We start from the raw sequence: 18,466 nt of genomic DNA on the forward strand, positions 1-18,466 counted from the left end.
GATTATTCGGCAGGATATTCTAAGGTGGAATGGGATATTTTCGTCTCTCATGATGAATGCATGTCCTGATTCTTTGTGGCCTTCTTTTCGCGCCGGAGCCCGCCTGACGGTGGATCTGGGGGCGATCGCGTCCAATTATCGGTATCTTCAAACGCTGGCTTCGGGCGCTTCGTGTGCGGCTGTCGTCAAGGCCGATGCCTACGGACTGGGTATTGAGCGCGTAGCACCGGTTCTTGAGCAGGCGGGGGCACGAGAATTTTTCGTCGCGCATGTCGATGAAGGTATCAGATTGCGTTCTGTGGTTTCAGAAAAAGCCCGGATTACGGTGCTCCATGGCCCAAGACCGGATGCGGCGGCAGAGTGTGTGCAGTATGGGCTGAGGCCAGTTCTGAACAGTCTCGATCAGATTGCGGTATGGCGGTCTGAAGCGCTCAAGGCGGGGAGACCGTTGGAAGCAGCTCTTCAGGTCGACAGCGGGATGTCCCGGTTCGGGCTTTCCAGTGCCGATCTTGATGCACTGCATGAGGACGGAAGGCTTATGGATGGCCTGAAGGTCAGCCTCGTCATGAGTCATCTGGCTTGTGCAGACACACCGGAGAATTCTGCCAATAGCGCTCAGAAACAGCAGATGCTGAAGATGTCTGCGCGGTTGCCGTCTGCACCTTTGAGTCTGTCGGCGTCGTCGGGGATTTTTCTAGGACCAGACTTTCATCTGGATGTCGTTCGTCCGGGAGCAGCATTGTACGGAATTGCACCCAATCAGAACGGTCTGAACCCGTTGGCTCAGGTCGTCAGGCTTCAGGCGCATGTCTTGCAGATTCGTGAAATTTTTCCGGGCGAGGGGGTTGGTTACGGGATGACATATCGTCCTGATCAACCGCGGAAAATTGCGACTGTGGCTGTCGGATATGCGGATGGTTTTTCACGACATGGAGCCGGGCAGGGCTGTGCCTGGTTTGAAGATATCTGTCTGCCGATTCTGGGGCGCGTTTCGATGGATTCCCTGATCGTGGACATTTCGGATGTGCCGGAGGGAAAGCTGCGGGCGGATATGATGGTGGATCTGATTGGTCCCCGGCGCAGTGTGGACGATGTGGCGGAGGCAGCAGGAACAATCGGGTACGAGGTCCTGACGTCTCTCGGGCACCGTTTTTATCGGGAATATGTTGGAAATGGGGAAGCGTTCCAAAAGGACGATTGACATTCCAGCATGGAAAACAAGATAGACGAACTGAAATCGGACTATGTCATGACGGCATGGTCTGTCGTAACAAATCGGAATTCTCATGTATCTCCGCCGTGACAGAGCTTTGACTGCCGTATCCATTATGTTGGACGTCGCTTTCCATGCAGGGCGATCCGGGGTGGTCAGTGGTGCGGATATTGCCCGCCGTGGCGATATGCTGCGACGGGGGATTGAGCCTGTTTTGCAGGGGCTCTCCCGGGCCGGACTGCTGGCAAGTGTGCGTGGGCCGAAGGGTGGGTATCGTCTTGGCCGGCCGCCGCGGACCATTACGTTGAATGAGATTGTCCGGACTGTGACGGAAGATCCGGAAATGCAGGAGGAAGGTACCAATCTTCTGCGGGCCAAGGTGCTTGAGCCTTTCTGGCAACAGATGGATCAGGAGGTATCGGAAAAAATGGCATCCGTTACGTTGGAACATCTGCTTCAGAACGCGGAAGAGGCCGGGATGCAGCGTCCCAGCAGGGCGCCGATTTCCTTTTCCATATAACTCTATAAAAAAGTATTTTGAAAAAACCACAAAATAGGTTTTAGAGGAATGGATATCTTACCATGAGGGATCACGCTTTGATCTGTTATGATAAGTTCCATGTCCTTGATGTTGCCCCTGCTTGCCTTTTTGGAAGCGGGGAAGAGGACGCATTCATGACGGGGCCAGCCTCAGAGTAAGGTCCGGATTCGTCAGGAAGGTGAGCGCTGATGAAACGTCCTGTAAGACTTGAGCCCGGTCAAAAGCTGGTTCTGACGGCCAACCGGCTGCTGGACGGTCGTACCGTATGGTGGCGCGAGGACGGAACCTGGGATCTTCGGATCGGGCATGCGGTTCTGTTGGATGCGGATGTGGCTGAGGCGGCGCTTTCCCGGGCGCTGGAAGAGGCTCAGCGCGCGGGTGTTGTCGGGGTGTATGATACGGCTGTTCTGCCGGTAGTTCCCCCCGAGCCCGTGACTGTTCGTGAAAAAATCCGGGCGCATGGCCCGACCGTACATCCGGAATTTGCAGTGGAGACCGCACAGTGAGTGTTCCTGTTGGTCATTATCAGTATGACCGGATTGACCGGGATTTTCTTCAGGCGCGGATTGCCGAGTTTGAGGGGCAGGTGAAGCGTCGTCTGGATGGGACGCTAAGCGAAGACGAGTTCAAGCCTCTGCGGCTGATGAACGGGCTGTATCTTCAGCTTCACGCTTACATGCTGCGGGTGGCCATTCCTTATGGCATTCTGGACAGTCGGCAGTTGCGCAAGCTGGGTGAGATCGCCCAACGCTATGACCGCGACTATGGGCATTTCACCACGCGGCAGAACATCCAGTTCAACTGGATCCGTCTGGAAGATACGCCGGATATCCTGCGCGAACTGGCTGAAGTGGACATGCATGCCATCCAGACCAGCGGGAACTGCATTCGCAATGTGACGTCGGACGAGTATGCCGGGGCTGCGGCGGACGAACTGGTGGACCCGCGGGTTCATGCGGAAGTGCTGCGACAGTGGTCCACGCTGCATCCCGAGTTCACGTTCCTGCCGCGCAAGTTCAAGATTGCGATTTCGGGCAGTCCGAATGACCGGGTGGCGGCGCGTTTTCATGATATCGGGATTCTGGCGCGTCCGGGTGATGATGGGGCTCCGGTGTTCCGGATTTTCGTGGGCGGGGGACTGGGGCGGACGCCGGTAATCGGCGAAGAGCTGTTTGACAGTGTGCGGGAAGAGCATCTTCTGGCGACGCTTGAGGCGATCCTGCGCGTCTATAATGCGCATGGACGGCGGGACAATATTTACAAGGCTCGGATCAAGATTCTGGTTCAGGCAATCGGGGTTGAGGCCTATCGGGAGGCTGTGGAAGCCGAGCTAGGCCAGATGGAGTTGGACCGGTATCGGCTGACTCCGGAAGCGGTTGCGGCGATCCGGGCGCGTTTTGCCATACCATTGCTTGAGGCGCCGGACGATGCGGATGCCGTGCTGACGCAGCAGCGGCGGGACGATCCGCTGTTTGATCGCTGGGTGCGAAGCAATACGCATGTTCATCGCGATCCGGGACATATTATTGCGACCATTTCGCTGAAGCCTGCGGGAGGGATTCCGGGGGATGCGACGTCGGGACAGATCGGGCGTCTGGCGGATCTGGCGGACGCGTATTCGTTTGGGGAAATCCGGATCACGCATTTGCAGAATGTGGTTCTGGGGCATGTCCGTAAGGACCGGCTGCGGGATCTGTGGCTTGGGCTGTCGGAAGTCGGACTTGCGGAAGCAAATATCGGACTGATCGGCGATATCGTGGCGTGCCCGGGACTGGATTACTGTGCGCTGGCGAATGCGCGGTCCATTCCGATTGCGCAGAAGCTGGGTGCGCGCTTTGCGGATACGGCGCTCCAGGCGGAAATCGGGGCGTTACGGATCAATATTTCAGGCTGCATCAATGCCTGTGGACATCATCACGCCGGGCATATCGGACTTCTGGGCGTGGACAAGCGAGGAGAGGAGTTCTTCCAGTTGACGGTTGGTGGTCGGGCCGAGAATGGTGCGGCGCTTGGGACGATTCTGGGGGCAGCGCTTCCGGAAGACGAGACCGTTGATGCGATTGCGCGGCTTGTGGACTGCTATCTCGGGCTTCGCGAGAGTGGAGAGACGTTTCTTGAGACTTTGACGCGTCTGGGGCATGAGCCTTTCAGGGAGGCGGCATATGAAGCTGTTTGAACTCGGTGAGCGGACTGCGCAGGTTCATGATGTGCTGGTGACGGTTGCGGAACTGGCGGAGCGGGATGATGCGCGGGCTGTTCTGCTGGAAAGTGCTGACGATCCGGCGCTTCTGCGACCTTATCTGAACCGGCTGGATCTTGTGGTGCTGCGGTTTTCGATCTTCAGGGATGGGCGTGGGTTCACGCAGGCCCGGGAATTGCGGGAATATTTGCGGTTTTCTGGTGAAATCCGCGCTGAAGGGCATATTCTGCCGGATCAGGCGGCGTTTCTGCGTCGGTGTGGGGTGGATAGTGTCGTTCTGCCAAAGAATGGCAATGGCGATCCCGACCTGTGGGAGAAGCAGCTTCGGCAGTTTCCGGTGGCGTATCAGCGGTCGGTTCTGCCGGAGCGTGCCATAGGATCGGGGTTCAGGGTTGAAGAGGCGCCTTAACGGGCACCGAACCAGCCGCGTCTCCAGAACCAGAACAGCGGCAGGATAACGGACAGAACCATCAGGATCAGGCTGTAGGGATAGCCGTATTTCCATGCCAGTTCGGGCATGTCGTGGAAGTTCATGCCGTAGATGCCTGCGATCAGGGTTGGCAGGATGCCGATGGCGCTGACGACGGTCAGAACCTTCATGCCGTCATTCTGTTCGATGCTGATGAAGCCGAGTGTGGCGTCGAGGAGGAACTGGACCTTGTTGACCGTCTGGGCGTCGAAGTCGTTGAGGGACGCGATGTCTCGCCCGGCGACCTTGATGCGGGTTTTGAGGGCCTGTGGTTCTTTCTCGGTTCTGTCGCCGATATAGATCAGGACGCGGTCGAGGCCGAGCAGGCTGTCGCGGATCATGGAGGCGAGATCGCCGCTGTGGCCGAGGCGGCGGAGGGTTTCGCGCAGCATTTCGGCAGCTCTGGCTGGGTCGCGGGGGCTGCCGGTACTGAAAACGCGTTTGGAGATGGCGTCGAGGTCCCGACCCAGGCCTTCCAGGATGTCGGCAAGGCGGTTGATGACTTCTTCGATGATTTCTATGAGAATCTCGTTGGCGGAAGGGTTGCCTTTGGCCGGATCACGTTCAGCCTGACGGCGTCCAACGATATCGAAGCCATAATAATCGGTATAGCGGACGGTGATGAGGTGGTTGTCTGTCAGGACAAAGCCGATGGGCAGGGAGAAGGCTGTATTTTCCTCGCGCCGGACGAGCGGAGTCGAAAGATAGAGGACGCCATCCTGTTCATGATGGCGGGAGGAGCTTTCGATTTCCTCAAGTTCGTTCCGGCGTGGGATATGAGTGTTGAGGGCCTTTTCCGCACGGGCGACTTCGTCGAGAGTCGGATTGATGAGGTCGAGCCAGACCGCTTTGGAGATATCGACGTCCGGTCCGGTTTCCCGGGCCGGAGCGCCTGCGGGGCGCACGAGGAACATCAGGCGGATCCTTGAGGGCAATGGAAAGGCTGTAAGGCTCCCTCATGTCTTGCCTGACGCGGGATCGCAAGATGTATGGGGTGGGAATTGTTGCGGAAGATGCCTGAAAACGGCGAGACGGATGGACGGCAGGGGCTGCTCTTGGTATCGCATTGGGGTCCTGAAGTGGAATTGAGTGCGGTATGACGAACACATCCTCCCCCCTATCTTCCTCTCTGGCCAATTCGCTTCGTTCCGGCCCTGACGAACGGGGACGGTTCGGGATTTTTGGTGGTCGCTTCGTTGCGGAAACGCTGATGCCGCTGCTGTTCGAACTGGACGAAGCCTATCGCGCCGCGCAGGCCGATCCGGCGTTTCGCGAGGAGCTGGACTATTACCTGAAGGATTATGTTGGTCGTCCGAGCCCGTTGTGGTTTGCCCGGCATCTGACGGAAGAGCTCGGTGGCGCGAAAGTTTATTTCAAGCGTGAAGAGCTGAACCATACAGGGTCGCACAAGCTCAACAATGTTATGGGGCAGATTCTCGTGGCCCGGCGGATGGGCAAGACCCGGATTGTCGCGGAGACGGGGGCGGGGCAGCACGGTGTGGCGACGGCGACGGTCTGTGCGCTGTTCGGGCTGAAATGCACCATTTATATGGGCGCGACGGACGTTGAGCGGCAGAAGCCCAATGTGTTCCGCATGCATCTGCTGGGTGCGGAAGTGAAGCCCGTGACGGCCGGGGCGGGGACGCTCAAGGACGCGATGAACGAGGCCATGCGCGACTGGGTGGCCAATGTTGCGGATACGTATTTCCTTGTGGGCACGGTGGCCGGGCCGCATCCGTATCCGGAGATGGTTCGGGATTTCCAGTCTGTGATCGGGGTTGAAACCAAGGAGCAGATCACTCAGGCTGAGGGGCGTCTGCCGGATGTGATTGTCGCGGCCATTGGTGGTGGCTCGAACGCGATGGGGATTTTCCATCCGTTTCTGGATGATGCGGATGTGCGGCTGATCGGTGTTGAGGCGGCGGGGCATGGACTGGATTCCGGGAAGACGGCGGCGTCCATCTCCCGTGGTCGTCCGGGTGTGCTGCATGGCAACCGGACCTATCTGCTTCAGGACAAGCACGGTCAGATTGAGGAAGCGCATTCGATCAGCGCGGGGCTGGATTATCCGGGGATCGGGCCGGAGCATTCCTGGCTGAATGATATTGGCCGGGCCGAGTATGTCGGTGTGACGGATGAGGAGGCGCTTGAGGCGTTTCAGGTCTGTACGCGAACGGAAGGCATCATTCCGGCGCTCGAATGTGCGCATGGTCTGGCGCATGTCATGAAAATTGCGCCCACGATGGCGAAGGACCAGATCATCGTTCTGAATGTCTCCGGGCGTGGGGACAAGGATATCTTTACCGTGGCGCATCATCTGGGAGTGAATCTGTGAGTCGGATCCAGGCACGTTTTGCAGCTCTGAAAAAGGAAGGGCGCGGGGCGCTGATTCCGTACCTTCAGGCCTGTGATCCGGATTATGACACCTCGCTGGAACTGCTGCGGGCGATGCCGGCAGCGGGGGCGGATCTGATCGAGATCGGTGTTCCGTTTTCCGATCCGTCTGCGGATGGGCCGACGATTCAGGCGGCGGCCCTGCGTGGGCTGAAGGCCGGGGCGACGCTGGGGCTTGTGCTTCAGATGGTCCGGACATTCCGGGAGACGGACAGTGAGACGCCGATCGTACTGATGGGATATCTGAACCCGATCGACAGTTACGGTCCGGCGGAATTCTGTTTCGATGCGGCTCAGGCCGGGGTGGACGGGATTATTGTTGTCGACATGCCGACCGAAGAAGCGGACCTGCTGGATGCGCATGCGCGAGAGGCGGGGCTGGACATTATTTCGCTCGTGGCGCCGACGACGTCGAACTCCCGTCTGTTCCACGTGCTGCGGGATGCGAGCGGTTTTGTTTATTATGTGAGCATTACCGGGATTACCGGGACGAGCAGTGCGAGTGCTGCGGATCTGGAGAAGGCGCTGCCGCGTATCCGGGAAGCGACCAGTCTGCCTGTGGCGGTCGGGTTTGGGATTTCTACCCCGGAGCAGGCGCGGACGGCATCTCGGATTGGGGATGCGGCTGTTGTGGCCTCTGCCCTGATCAAGACCATGGCGGGTACGCTTGAAGACGGGCGGGCGACGGAGCGAACCGTTCCGACTGTTCTGGCGCAGCTTGAGGAATTGGCTGCGGCTGTTCGGGCTTGATCTTTGACGTTACGGCAGGTTCGACCTGCCGTAACGCGTTTGATCAGGTGTTGTTGCGCAGGGAAAATCCGAACATCATCGTTGCAAAGCCTGCCATTAGCAGTTCTACGGCGATGAACATGCCGATCAGCCAAAGGCCGGACCAGGGCAGTGTCATGTAAAGCAGGATGCCCACGACCAGCGTGATGAGGCCGCTGAGGGCCAGCATGATCCAGCTTTTGTTGGTGCGGTGACCACCGGCCCAGAAGGTTCGGGCAAGGCCGGCGAATATCAGGCAGCCTGCGAGAATGGCCGTGATGAAGATCGAGCCGGTTGCGGGCTCCTCGATCAGGAGGAGGCCGCCCAGGATGTAGAGGCCGCCGATCAGTCCGGAGAGCCACTGGTTCGGGACGGGCAAGCCGCGATGGGCGAAGCTCTGCATGACTTGTGCGACGCCGCCGATGATCATCAGGACGCCGAGGACCACCATGCTGGCGAGAGTGGTGGCGATGGTGTCGAGGGCGGCCAGAATGCCGAGGACGATCAGGACAGCGCCGAAGCCGATGAACCAGCCGGGCTTGAGACCTTGAGGGTTGGGAAAACGAAGCGTGTTGAAGCTGTCAGACATGGTTTTCTCCGTTTGGAAACGTGATCTGTTTTGGCGGGTCTCTGTCGGGAGGCCTGCCGGTTCCGTGACACAACGCGTGATCTTGTGGTTCGTATCAGGGAGGATGACATGTTTTGTGATGCGGGCGGGGGAGATAAGCTGGGGCTGCTGACGGTTGGGCTGGCATAATTGATGCCTCGGCGTTAAAACGCGCCAGAGAATGTAGCCCTTTGCCGGGCTTTACCCCACTCCGTCCTTTGTCCTGAAGGCGGGCAGAAAGTAATGAGACGACATGAGCTGGATGACTGACTACGTCCGACCCAAGCTGCGTGGCCTGCTTCAGCGGGACGTGCCGGACAATCTGTGGACCAACTGTGAATCCTGCGGGCAGATGATGCTCACCAAGGAGCTGGAGCGATCCGAGAAGGTCTGTCCGCATTGCGGTCATCATATGCGTGCGACGGCGAAGGAGCGTCTGGGCTGGACGTTTGATGGGGGAGAATACACCACTATCGAACTGCCGAAGATGCCGGTTGATCCGCTGGGGTTCAAGGATTCCAAGCGATATACGGATCGCCTGAAGGATGCGCGGAACAAGTCCCATCTCGATGAGGGGCTTGTGGTTGCACATGGTCTGATCAAGAGACAGAAGGCCGTGGTGGCGGTGATGGCACCTGAGTTCCTGTTGGGGACCATGGGGGCTGCGCTGGGTGAGGCATTTGTTGCGGCCTGTCGTCTGGCTGTTCTGCAGAAGGCACCGCTGGTGGTCTACACGGCCTCGGGTGGGGCGCGGATGCAGGAAGGCGTTGTCAGTCTGATGCAGATGCCGCGGACGACGATCGGTGTGCAGATGCTTCAGGAAGCGGGTCTGCCGTATGTTGTTGTCTTTACGAATCCGACGACGGGTGGTGTCTCGGCGTCCTTTGCGATGCTGGGAGATGTGCATATTGCCGAACCTAATGCGCTGATCGCATTTGCCGGGCCACGCGTCATTCAGGATACCGTTCGCGAGAAGCTGCCGGAAGGTTTCCAGCGGTCGGAGTATCTGCGTGAGCATGGGATGGTCGATATCGTGGCCAAACGCTCCGAGCTGCCGGAACTGCTGGGACGGATTTTGGGTATGATGACGCGCCAGAAAACCGTTTCTGACGCAGCGGCCTGATGACTGCGGAGCTTGGGGTGCCGGTTCGGCTGTCCGGTGAATATCAGGGGCGGCCTGGTGCCGTGCTTGCGCGCCTTCAGGAGCTTTATCCGGCGTTGATCGATCTTTCGCTGGGGCGGCTTGAAGTGCTGCTGGCGAAGTTGGATCACCCCGAGCGTCATCTGCCGCCTGTCATTCATGTGGCGGGAACGAACGGTAAGGGCAGTACCTGCGCTAATCTGCGGGCGATTGCCGAAGCAGCCGGGCTGCGGGTGCATGTCATGAGCAGTCCGCATCTGGTGAGCGTGACCGAGCGGTTCCGACTGGCGGGGCAGCTTGTGGACGAGGATGTGCTGGTTGCGGCGCTCGAGACGGTCGAGCGGATCAATGCTAGTGCCCCGATTACGGTTTTCGAGGTTCTGACGGCTGCGGGCTTCCTGCTGTTTTCGCAGGTGTCGGCGGATCTGGTGGTTCTGGAGGTCGGGCTTGGCGGACGGCTGGACGCGACCAATGTGGTGCCGAAGCCTGCTGTCTGCGTGATTACGCCGGTCAGTTTGGATCATGAAGCATTTCTGGGCAGCACTGTCGCGGCGATTGCCGGTGAAAAGGCCGGGATCATCAAGGCGGGAGTTCCGGTTGTTTCGGCGGCTCAGGCACCGGACGCTCTGAATGTCATTCGGCACCGGGCTGCGGAACTGGATGCGCCGCTTCGGGTGGTGGGACAGGATATTTTCGTCACTGAGCGGGTGGATGGTCTGGATTACCGGGATGCGGACGGGGTTCTTTCGTTGCCGCTGCCTGCGCTGAAAGGCCAGCATCAGGCCGGGAATGCGGCGTTGGCTGTGGCGGCTCTGCGTGTGTCTGGGTTGAAGCTGCCGCTTTCGGCCTATCAGGGGATTGCCCGGACGTTCTGGCCTGCACGTTTGCAGAAGTTGGATGGAACGCTGGCTCGGATGTTGCCTGAGGGGTGGGAGCTGTATCTCGATGGCGGGCATAATCCAGACGCCGGACAGGTTCTTGGGACGGTGCTGGAAGGTTGGAAAGACCGGCCGGTACACGTGATTGCGGGTGTGAAGCAGACGAAGGATGCCTCCGGGTTCCTGAGGCCGATTATCGAACGGGCTGCTTCGGTTCAGGCAGTTTCGGAGCCGGGGCAGCATCTGGCGATGCCGGTTGAGGAAATCGTTGCTGCGTCGGGCGGGCGGGCGATTGCTGGACCGACTGTCAGTGCTGCGCTGGAGCGACTTGTTTCTGAAGAGGGCGCTCCGGCTCGTGTGTTGATCTGTGGCAGTCTTTATCTGGCGGGTGTGGTGCTGGCAGAGGATGGCTGGATCGCCAGTTAATCCGTTTCTGGTGATGGAGCGGGATGTTAGAAGGACGCGTGAACATGATCGAATCGCATTCCTCTCCGTCCGCCTCTGAGGCTTCCTCGAACGATGGGGATCTGAGTCTCCTGTTGAGACGCAGTCCTCCGTCCAGTGTTGCTGCCGAACAGGCGCTGCTGGGCGCCATCCTGACGAATAACAAAGCTTATGAGCGGGTTTCGGACTTTCTGGAGCCGGCCCATTTTTCCGATCCGCTGAATGGGCGGATTTATGAAGCGATTGCCCGGCGGATTGAACGGGGGCAATTGGCTGATCCCGTGACCATGCGGGCCGAGTTCGAGCATACTGGTATTCTGGATGCGGCAGGCGGGCCTGCGTATCTGGCCAAGCTGTTGACGGCGATGGTGGGGATCGTCAATGCGGGTGATTATGGGCGGGTGATCCATGACGCCTGGGTTCGGCGGCAGCTGATCGATATTGGCGAGACGGTCGTCAATAATGCTTTTGGCGCGCGACCGGATCTGGATGGGTCGGATCAGATTGCTGCGTCCGAAGAGGCATTGTTCAAGCTGGCGACGGAGCGGGGCCAGGAAGGCGGCTTTGTTTCTTTCACCAATGCTCTGACGGAAGCTGTCAAGGTTGCGACAAAAGCCTATCAGCGGACGGGCGATGTGGTGGGTCTGACGTCGGGTCTGCGGGACTTCGACAAGCGGACCGGCGGTTTGCATCCTTCCGATCTGATTATCCTTGCTGGTCGTCCTGCAATGGGGAAGACAGCGCTTGCCACCAAGATTGCGTTCTCGGCGGCTCGGTCGATTCTGCGGGATGCTGAGGATATTGGGGAGAAGCCAAAGGGGTCGGTTGCTATCTTCTCGCTGGAAATGTCGTCTGAGCAGTTGGCGACCCGTATTCTGTCGGGTGAGGCTGAGGTTTCGGGTGAGAAGATCCGCCGGGGTGATATCGGGCAGAAGGAGTTCGACCGTTTTGTCCGTGTGGCACGGGAGCTTCAGAGGCTGCCGCTCTATATTGACGATACGCCAGCGATTTCCCTGTCGGCTATGCGAACGCGCTGCCGGCGGTTGGCTCGGACGCAAGGGTTGAGCCTTGTTGTTGTGGATTATCTTCAATTGATGCGGCCTGCTATCGGGACCAAGCCTGACAGCCGTGTTCTGGAAATTTCGATGATTACACAGGGCTTGAAGGCGATTGCGAAAGAGCTTTCTGTTCCGGTGATTGCGCTGTCCCAGTTGTCGCGTCAGGTCGAATCGCGTGAAGACAAACGACCGATGCTGTCGGATCTGCGCGAATCGGGCTCGATCGAGCAGGATGCGGATGCGGTCATGTTCGTTTATCGCGACGAATATTACCTACAACAGCGTCAACCCAAAGACAGCGCCTATGATAGCAACGACAAGTTTCAGGTTGCGACAGAAGAGTGGCAACGTAAGATGGCGTTGGTGCATAACAAGGCCGAGCTGATTCTTGAGAAACAGCGTCATGGGCCTACCGGGATGATTCAGCTATATTTCGAAGGTGAATATACCCGCTTTGGGGATCTGGATGTTATTCACGAGTGACTCTCCGCAAAGGATGAGTGACTTTGGAAGACGTTGCGTTTTGACAAACATGTTCCGTTGATGGAGCCTGTTTTTGGAGCAGAAAAAACGGCGCGCCTTTTTTTGCTCCCTTCAGTATAAAACAGATACAGAACGTCTTAATTTGTTAATTAATATTAAACAAATATAGATTCTGTAAAAAATCAGCATCTGAAAAAAGCTGAAATATGAAACTCTTCCCATCAGTTTCGTGAGGAAATGATGAAGGGAAGACTGTGTTTTCTTTCCCCGACTATGGCTGCAATGCAGGGAAAATAGGGCAGCTCAAACCCGTCATAATGGCTCAAAGCCATATTTGTTTCTTGACCCAGTGGCACAGTGCCATTAATTTATCGTTAATCGACGGCTGCCATGGGGGCAGTTGGCGGGGAAGGAAGGGAGCCGGTCATGAATTCAGAAAATCTGATGACCGGGGATGTTTCCGATTTGTTCATTCCATCGATAAAGCGGATTTATCGTGTTGTATCGAATGGGGGGCACCTGAATGCGTATGGAAACCAGTGAAACGGTCACTAATGGATCTCCTCATCTGGTCTCTTGGGCGGATCAGGTGTGTCGGAAGACGTGTTTCTGTCCGTGTTCGGAGCCATGTCTTGCCGCTGGAGCACCAACTCTGGGTGCAGGGCAGCCAGTCGCAGGGCCAGTTCTTCGTCGGTACGACCGTTCAGGACGCCTTTCAGAAGAAAATCGGTCGATACGCGCAGCCGGTTCGAGAGCGCCGCGATGAGAAAGACGCTGGGTGCACGGTCGCCGCGTTCGATCTTGTTTAGCGTGGAGGCATCCACGCCCAGCAGGCGGGCGCACTCGCTCTGGTTGGGCATGACGAGCTCACGGGCCCAGGAAATGCGAGTTCCTATGGCTCGTTGGAGTGTAGTCAGAGAGTCAGGGCGCTTGTGTTTGGCCATAAGGCCTTTTTAGCAATGGCTTTATGCCAAATCCAGAAGAAGTTTTTTTTATCATACGCTGTGGCATTTTGCCAAAAATATAACGGTTCCGTATTAAGAAAGGATGTTGAAATGAGGCAGGTCAAATCAGGTCCCGTACCGCGTCGTGTGTCTGCAAGTGCTCTTGCTGCCATGCTTGCTTCTGATGGTTGGCTACCGGAGCGTGGAAATGCACGCAAGGGGCGCCGCCGTTCCGTTCAAAAAACGTCCGGGACGTCTTTTCCGAAGGCTCGCATAGTGACGGATAGAGAAACTGCTGAGGCCCTTCCTGCGGGACATCCAGTCAGTTGGAATGCGTTGTGGGGGGCGGATCTGGTGCCGGTTTTTCCTGGATTGCAGCCGATGGGTGGCCGTGATGTTGATGTGGAGATCAACTGATGCTCGACAGAATACAGGAAGTATCTTCGTTGAGGGCGCATGGTGTGACTGAAATCGTGGTGAAGCCGACGGCGGAGCGATACCATCATTCGGAAATCCGTGAAGTCGGCAAGACGTTTCGGGTCGTGAACGCGGTGCAGTCGATGTACGACGCGGGTGACATTGGGGATGGAGAACTGGCTGCTGCGGATCGTTGGTATCGTGAATATGTCTTTGCGTCTTTGGGAGTAATGGAAAATCCATCGTCTGATGGGCGTCTCAGGGAACGGGGTGACATACACACCTGGATGATAGGGCGAGGCCAATGTTCTGCGCGGTTGACGCAGATTCGCGATATGCTTGGTCTGTGTGCTCATGTTCGACTGGAAATGCTTCTGGCGCGTGAGATGTCGTTTTCGGCCATGGCGCGACATCTTTACCCGGCTTTGTCGGAGGGGCGTGCGCGGATGAAGGTTTCGGCTCAGTGCGCGTTGCTTCTGGAACAGCTTGCGCATGTTTACGATGTAATTTCTCAAAAGAAGAATAAGAAAAAATCTGTTAACGATAAATTACCTATTGCTATGTGAGCGCGGTTTTGGTATAAAAAATGCATACTGAAGAATTATACATAAATATCCAAAGCCGGTCTTCTGAAAAGAAGGTCGGCTTTTATTTTGGAAGTTTCCTGATCGATGGAAAAATGTGACATTTCTTCTGGTAGTGTTGTATTGTCTGGTCGTCAGACTTTTATTGTCCTTCAAAGGAAATCAGCCTCACTCGTGGGATGTCCTCTTGTGTATGAGGGGGAGCCGGTTCATCGGGCTGATGTCGCTTTGGAATGGCATGAGCTGGTGGAGGCGGGTCTTTCACGCCTGGATGTGAGATGCAGGTCTATTCCTTGTCAGCGTTCGGTTCTGTCAGTTCGGCTGATCGGACAGGTTGCGCCGGAAACTCTGGCGCGCGTGGTTGTGCAGGCCGAGCGGGAGCAGGTGCGGCGTAATGTGGAAGCTCAGGCACGGACAGGAACGTGCCAGAACGTCGCGCGTCTGCGGCAGAAGCCGGTTCGGGCTGTCTGGCTGGAGGGGAGTATGATGAGCCGCAGGGAGGCTGCGCTGAGAGCAGGCTGATGGTTGGTTCTCAGGTCGATCTGAGGAAAAAGGTTGAAGCAGATGGGTGAAGAAATATCCGGCAAATGTTCCTTGCGGCGGGAGCAGTCAGAAGAACGGAAAAAAAGGTTTCTCGAGCATCTGTCTGTAAGTGGGAATATTTCGGAAGCCGGACGTGTTGCGGAGGTCCGTCGGAGTACGTTGTATCTCTGGAAAGAGACGGATAAGGATTTTTCGTCCCGTTGGGAGGATGCTCTGGAAGAAGCTGCAGATGCTCTGGAGGCGGAAGCGCGGCGGAGAGCTGTAGAGGGATATGATGAACCCGTTACGTATGCGGGACGTGTCGTCTGCGATCCGGATACGGGAAATCCGATTGTTCGGAAGCGTTACAGTGACGGTTTAATGGCGTTTCTGCTTCGGGCGCATCGTCCGTCCCGTTTCAGGGCTGGTATGGAGGCTGATGGACGTTCGGGGATAATCTCGATCAATATCAGCAGTGATGACAGCGCCCTTTAGACTGAATGACTCGCAGCGTGAGGCGGTGCGGCTGCTCGGTGGGCCGGCACGACATATTCTTCTGAGGGGTGGGTCGCGATCGGGGAAGACCTTTGTTCTGGTTCGGGCCGTTGTGATACGGGCGCTGAAGGCTCCGGAAAGTCGACATGGCATTTTTCGTCATCGTCTGACGGCGCTGAAGGCGTCGGTTTTGCGGGATACGTTTCCGAAAGTCATGCGGATGTGTTTTCCGCAGGTCGGGTGGAAGCTGGACCGGCAGGATTGTGTTGTGACGTTCCCGAATGGATCGACGATCTTTTTCGGGGGGCTGGATGACGAGCAGCGGACCGAGAAGATTCTGGGTCTGGAGTTTGCGACGGTTTATCTGAACGAGGCTAGTCAGATCAGTTATGGCGCGCGGAATATGCTTCTGACGCGTCTGGCGCAGAAAACGGATCTTGCGGTCAAGGAATATATCGATGCCAATCCGCCGGCGATGGGGCATTGGCTTTATGCGCTTTTCGAAAGCGGGATCGAGCCTAAGTCGGGGGAGCCAGTGGGAGATCGTTCGCTTTATGCGACGATGATCCTGAATCCGCAGGCGAACCGGGACAATCTGAGCGAGGATTATCTTGCCAGTCTGGAAGCGCTTCCCGAACGGGAAAAACGGCGGTTTCTGTATGGTGAATATCAATCGGTTGTCGAAGGTGCGTTGTGGCGGCTGGAGATGTTCCGGCGAGAGGCGGCGATTACGGCGCAGAGCCGGGCAGATGTGGCGGCACGGATGCAGCGTATTCTGGTGTCTGTTGATCCTTCTGGGGCGGCGGGGCCGGAGGATTATAGGTCCGACGAGATCGGGATTGTGGTCTGCGGCGTTGATGCGGCTGGTGTGGGGCATGTTCTGGAAGATCTGTCTGCCCGGGATAGCCCGGCGGGCTGGGCTGCCAGGGCCTTGCGGGCATTTGATGACTGGGGTGCTGAACGCATTGTTGCGGAGCGGAACTTCGGGGGGGCTCTGGTAGAGGGCACGATCCGGAGTGTGCGGGCGCATGCTTCCGTCAAGCTGGTAACGGCGGCGCGGGGTAAGGCGGCGCGCGCGGAACCGGTTGCGGCACTCTACGAGGTTGACAGAGTGGTTCATCATGGCCGGTTTACGGCTCTGGAAGATCAGCTCTGTCATTTCTCGGTCAGTGGATATCGCGGGCCACGGTCTCCGGATCGGGCGGATGCGATGGTCTGGGGGCTGAGTGAACTGATGCTTGCCGGAAACGGTGGCATGACGGGCTGGAGCTCGTCTGGATTTTCGCTGGCGCGCTGAGCCGACCGTTTCAGGTCGGCGAGTGGCCTGAAACAATGGAGAACACATGGACTGGTTGTCCCTGCAACAGCGTTATGCTGTTCCTGCGGGTGCGTCCGCGCGGACGGCGCGGCTGCTGGCGCTCAAGCGTGTTCTGGATGGGACGCAGTATGATGCGCTGCCGCATCCGTTCTCGATGGAGAAGTCGGGAGCGGGAGAATATATCCCGCTATCCAGCCGTCGTCCTTCGGTCCGGACCAATCTGTGTCGGACGGTTGTGGATGAGGCAGTTTCGCTCCTTTTTGGTGATACGCACTGGCCCGGTTTGGTGACGGACGAGGTGCGGGTGGCGCATGCCATGAGCACGTTTGCTTCGCAGACCAGACTGGCGTCGCTTCTGATGGAGGCGGCGCGGCTCGGGTCTGTCGGATCGGTTGCGATCCTGTTTGAAGTGTCGGCGGGGGTTCCGAAGCTGTCTGTTTTGGAAACGGCGTATCTGACGCCGTTCTGGGATGATGCGACGGGCGAACTGTTGCGGGTCGAAGAAAGGTTTCTGGTCCGGGGGCGGGATCTGGCGGCGCAGGGTTATCCGATTGCGGATGAGCTTCTGGGCGCGCAGTTCTGGTGGCAGCGGGTCTGGACGCCGGTGGACTGTGCGGTGTCCGTGCCCTGGCTGGTGGGAATGGATGGTGGCGTTCGGGATGAAAGCCGGTCCGTTCGGCATGGGCTAGGGTTTGTGCCGATTGTGTGGACGCGCAATCTGGGTGGGCCCTGTGGGCGTGATCCGGAAGGCGAGTGCACGTTCGAGCGCGCCATCGATACTGTGATCGAAGCGGATTATCTGCTGTCTCAGGCGGGGCGGGGGCTGAAATATGGCTCCGATCCGACGCTTGTCCTGAAAACGGGTGGTTTTTCCGATGGAGTGGCGCATCAGGGGGGCGCAGCTTCGGCGCTGACGCTTCCGCCTGAGGGCGATGCGAAGCTTCTGGAGATCAACGGAAATGCTGCGGGTGCGGTGCTCGATCATTATCGGGAACTGCGGCTGGTAGTGTTGGAGCAGCTTCACGGAAACCGTGCGCATGGTGACCGGGTTGGCGGGGCGCAGTCCGGCAAGGCCATGGAAATGATGTGTCAGCCGTTGATCTGGCTGGTGGATCGTTTGCGGCATTCCTACGGGGAAGGTGCGTTGCTGTCGATTTACCGGATGGCGTGCCGCTTTTCCTGTGTTCTGGAGAACGGGCTGCGGCTTGGGGGCGAGCTGGTCAAGGATCTGCCGTATTGCCGCATGAGTTTGCGGTGGCCGGCATGGTTTCCGTCCACGGACCCGGAGTTGCTGTCGCTGGTGCAGGGACTGGTGGTGGCGGTTTCAAATGGAATTCTGAGCCGTGAAACTGCGGTTCGGATGTTTGCAATGGCATCGGGAAATTCTGATCCGAATACGGAATGGAAAATGCTGGAGCAGTGGTGTGCTTCTGAACAAGCATGAGTGTTGACGGGGGAATGATGTCCGGAACTGATGACACCATTGAGGATGTGGATGCTCTGCGTCAGGCGCTGAATGAAGCGCGGAGCGAAGTTGAGGCGGTCCGTCAGGAAATGACGGATGTTGTGACGCGGCAGGAGACGCTTCAGCGCAGTCATGAAGAAGCGCTGGCACGGGTGCGGGAGGATAGTAACCGGGAGGTTATTGTGTCGGCACTTCGGGCAGAGGCAATCCGGAATGGTGCGCATAATCCTGATGATGTTGTGCGGTTGATCGATCTCAGCGGGATTGATCGGGGCGAAGATGGGTCGGTGATCGGTGTGTCCGAAGCTTTGCAGCAGGCCCGTCAGGAGCGGGCTTATCTGTTTGGCGAGGTGCTGCGGCCTGGATATTCGAGCGGGACGACGGTCGGGCAGGCAGCGCCTCGTCCGGGTGGGATCGAAGCGTTCAATGCGCGGGCCGTCAGCGAGGCGGATTACGAAACGCGCAAATGGCAGTTTCTGGCTCAGAAGTGAGCCTCGGGACGATATTTGACCGGGTCTGATGGCA

20 protein-coding genes are annotated in these 18,466 nt (G+C 57.8%); 17 read left to right on the plus strand and 3 right to left on the minus strand.

What is annotated here, in order from left to right; all coding sequences use genetic code 11:
- Positions 1–49: 49 nt before the first annotated feature.
- From alr to ABDK74_RS09690, 5 genes are all read left to right on the plus strand, one after another.
- Complete coding sequence (gene alr, locus ABDK74_RS09670) at positions 50–1,201, plus strand: alanine racemase (protein ID WP_346003632.1); 1,152 nt, start codon at positions 50–52, stop codon at positions 1,199–1,201.
- A gap of 85 nt (positions 1,202–1,286) precedes the next feature.
- A complete protein-coding gene (locus ABDK74_RS09675; RefSeq protein ID WP_194255785.1) occupies positions 1,287–1,733 on the plus strand; it encodes an Rrf2 family transcriptional regulator in 447 nt (148 codons plus the stop codon).
- A gap of 209 nt (positions 1,734–1,942) precedes the next feature.
- A complete protein-coding gene (locus ABDK74_RS09680) occupies positions 1,943–2,260 on the plus strand; it encodes a DUF2849 domain-containing protein (RefSeq protein ID WP_346003633.1) in 318 nt (105 codons plus the stop codon).
- A complete protein-coding gene (locus ABDK74_RS09685) occupies positions 2,257–3,930 on the plus strand; it encodes a nitrite/sulfite reductase (RefSeq protein WP_346003634.1) in 1,674 nt (557 codons plus the stop codon). The genes ABDK74_RS09680 and ABDK74_RS09685 overlap by 4 nt, the downstream gene beginning before the upstream one ends.
- A complete protein-coding gene (locus ABDK74_RS09690; RefSeq protein WP_346003635.1) occupies positions 3,917–4,363 on the plus strand; it encodes a DUF934 domain-containing protein in 447 nt (148 codons plus the stop codon). The genes ABDK74_RS09685 and ABDK74_RS09690 overlap by 14 nt, the downstream gene beginning before the upstream one ends.
- Here the strand turns inward: ABDK74_RS09690 and corA are convergent.
- Positions 4,360–5,337 carry a magnesium/cobalt transporter CorA gene (gene corA / locus ABDK74_RS09695; RefSeq protein WP_346003636.1) on the minus strand — a complete coding sequence of 326 codons (978 nt, stop codon included), beginning with the start codon at positions 5,335–5,337 and terminating at the stop codon, positions 4,360–4,362. The genes ABDK74_RS09690 and corA overlap by 4 nt on opposite strands.
- Before the next feature lie 182 nt (positions 5,338–5,519).
- Here corA and trpB point away from each other — a divergent pair, with 182 nt between their 5' ends.
- Positions 5,520–6,758 (plus strand): tryptophan synthase subunit beta, encoded by a 1,239-nt coding sequence (trpB, locus tag ABDK74_RS09700; protein ID WP_346003637.1) that lies wholly within the window; start codon positions 5,520–5,522, stop codon positions 6,756–6,758.
- Positions 6,755–7,567 (plus strand): tryptophan synthase subunit alpha, encoded by an 813-nt coding sequence (gene trpA / locus ABDK74_RS09705; protein ID WP_346003638.1) that lies wholly within the window; start codon positions 6,755–6,757, stop codon positions 7,565–7,567. Before trpB ends, trpA begins: the two co-directional genes overlap by 4 nt.
- 43 nt (positions 7,568–7,610) lie before the next feature.
- On the opposite strand, the gene ABDK74_RS09710 is transcribed toward trpA, so the two are convergent.
- A complete protein-coding gene (locus tag ABDK74_RS09710; RefSeq protein WP_346003639.1) occupies positions 7,611–8,174 on the minus strand; it encodes an HdeD family acid-resistance protein in 564 nt (187 codons plus the stop codon).
- A 271-nt stretch (positions 8,175–8,445) separates the two neighbouring features.
- Between ABDK74_RS09710 and accD the strand changes: the two genes are divergently transcribed.
- From accD to ABDK74_RS09725, 3 genes are read left to right on the plus strand one after another with little or no spacing between them, the layout of a single operon-like run.
- A complete protein-coding gene (gene accD, locus ABDK74_RS09715; RefSeq protein ID WP_194255777.1) occupies positions 8,446–9,315 on the plus strand; it encodes an acetyl-CoA carboxylase, carboxyltransferase subunit beta in 870 nt (289 codons plus the stop codon).
- Complete coding sequence (locus ABDK74_RS09720; RefSeq protein ID WP_346003640.1) at positions 9,315–10,637, plus strand: folylpolyglutamate synthase/dihydrofolate synthase family protein; 1,323 nt, start codon at positions 9,315–9,317, stop codon at positions 10,635–10,637. The genes accD and ABDK74_RS09720 overlap by 1 nt, the downstream gene beginning before the upstream one ends.
- A 44-nt stretch (positions 10,638–10,681) precedes the next feature.
- Positions 10,682–12,196: a replicative DNA helicase gene (locus ABDK74_RS09725; RefSeq protein ID WP_346003641.1), complete on the plus strand. Its 1,515-nt coding sequence runs from the start codon at positions 10,682–10,684 to the stop codon at positions 12,194–12,196.
- Positions 12,197–12,747: 551 nt separating this feature from the next.
- Here the strand turns inward: ABDK74_RS09725 and ABDK74_RS09730 are convergent.
- Positions 12,748–13,056, minus strand: a complete 309-nt coding sequence (locus ABDK74_RS09730; protein ID WP_011252760.1) for a helix-turn-helix domain-containing protein — start codon at positions 13,054–13,056, stop codon at positions 12,748–12,750.
- Between the two features lie 72 nt (positions 13,057–13,128).
- Here ABDK74_RS09730 and ABDK74_RS09735 point away from each other — a divergent pair, with 72 nt between their 5' ends.
- The 7 genes from ABDK74_RS09735 (at position 13,129) to ABDK74_RS09765 (ending at position 18,432) form a co-directional block, all read left to right on the plus strand.
- Positions 13,129–13,557: a hypothetical protein gene (locus tag ABDK74_RS09735; RefSeq protein ID WP_346003642.1), complete on the plus strand. Its 429-nt coding sequence runs from the start codon at positions 13,129–13,131 to the stop codon at positions 13,555–13,557.
- Complete coding sequence (locus tag ABDK74_RS09740) at positions 13,557–14,123, plus strand: hypothetical protein (protein WP_346003643.1); 567 nt, start codon at positions 13,557–13,559, stop codon at positions 14,121–14,123. The genes ABDK74_RS09735 and ABDK74_RS09740 overlap by 1 nt, the downstream gene beginning before the upstream one ends.
- Positions 14,124–14,315: 192 nt before the next feature.
- On the plus strand, positions 14,316–14,663 hold the full coding sequence (locus tag ABDK74_RS09745) for a hypothetical protein (RefSeq protein WP_322782932.1): 348 nt from the start codon (positions 14,316–14,318) through the stop codon (positions 14,661–14,663).
- A gap of 42 nt (positions 14,664–14,705) precedes the next feature.
- Positions 14,706–15,158: a hypothetical protein gene (locus ABDK74_RS09750; protein ID WP_346003644.1), complete on the plus strand. Its 453-nt coding sequence runs from the start codon at positions 14,706–14,708 to the stop codon at positions 15,156–15,158.
- Complete coding sequence (locus ABDK74_RS09755) at positions 15,142–16,455, plus strand: phage terminase large subunit (RefSeq protein WP_346003645.1); 1,314 nt, start codon at positions 15,142–15,144, stop codon at positions 16,453–16,455. The genes ABDK74_RS09750 and ABDK74_RS09755 overlap by 17 nt, the downstream gene beginning before the upstream one ends.
- A 46-nt stretch (positions 16,456–16,501) precedes the next feature.
- The gene (locus tag ABDK74_RS09760) at positions 16,502–17,920 is read left to right on the plus strand and encodes a portal protein (RefSeq protein WP_346003646.1); all 1,419 of its coding nucleotides are present in this window, start codon (positions 16,502–16,504) and stop codon (positions 17,918–17,920) included.
- Entirely contained in the window at positions 17,917–18,432 is a 516-nt protein-coding gene (locus ABDK74_RS09765; protein ID WP_228121379.1) for a phage scaffolding protein, read from the plus strand. Before ABDK74_RS09760 ends, ABDK74_RS09765 begins: the two co-directional genes overlap by 4 nt.
- Positions 18,433–18,466: the final 34 nt, after the last annotated feature.

It is taken from the genome of Gluconobacter sp. OJB (genome assembly GCF_039638275.1).
Classification (GTDB): Bacteria; Pseudomonadota; Alphaproteobacteria; order Acetobacterales; family Acetobacteraceae; genus Gluconobacter; species Gluconobacter cerevisiae.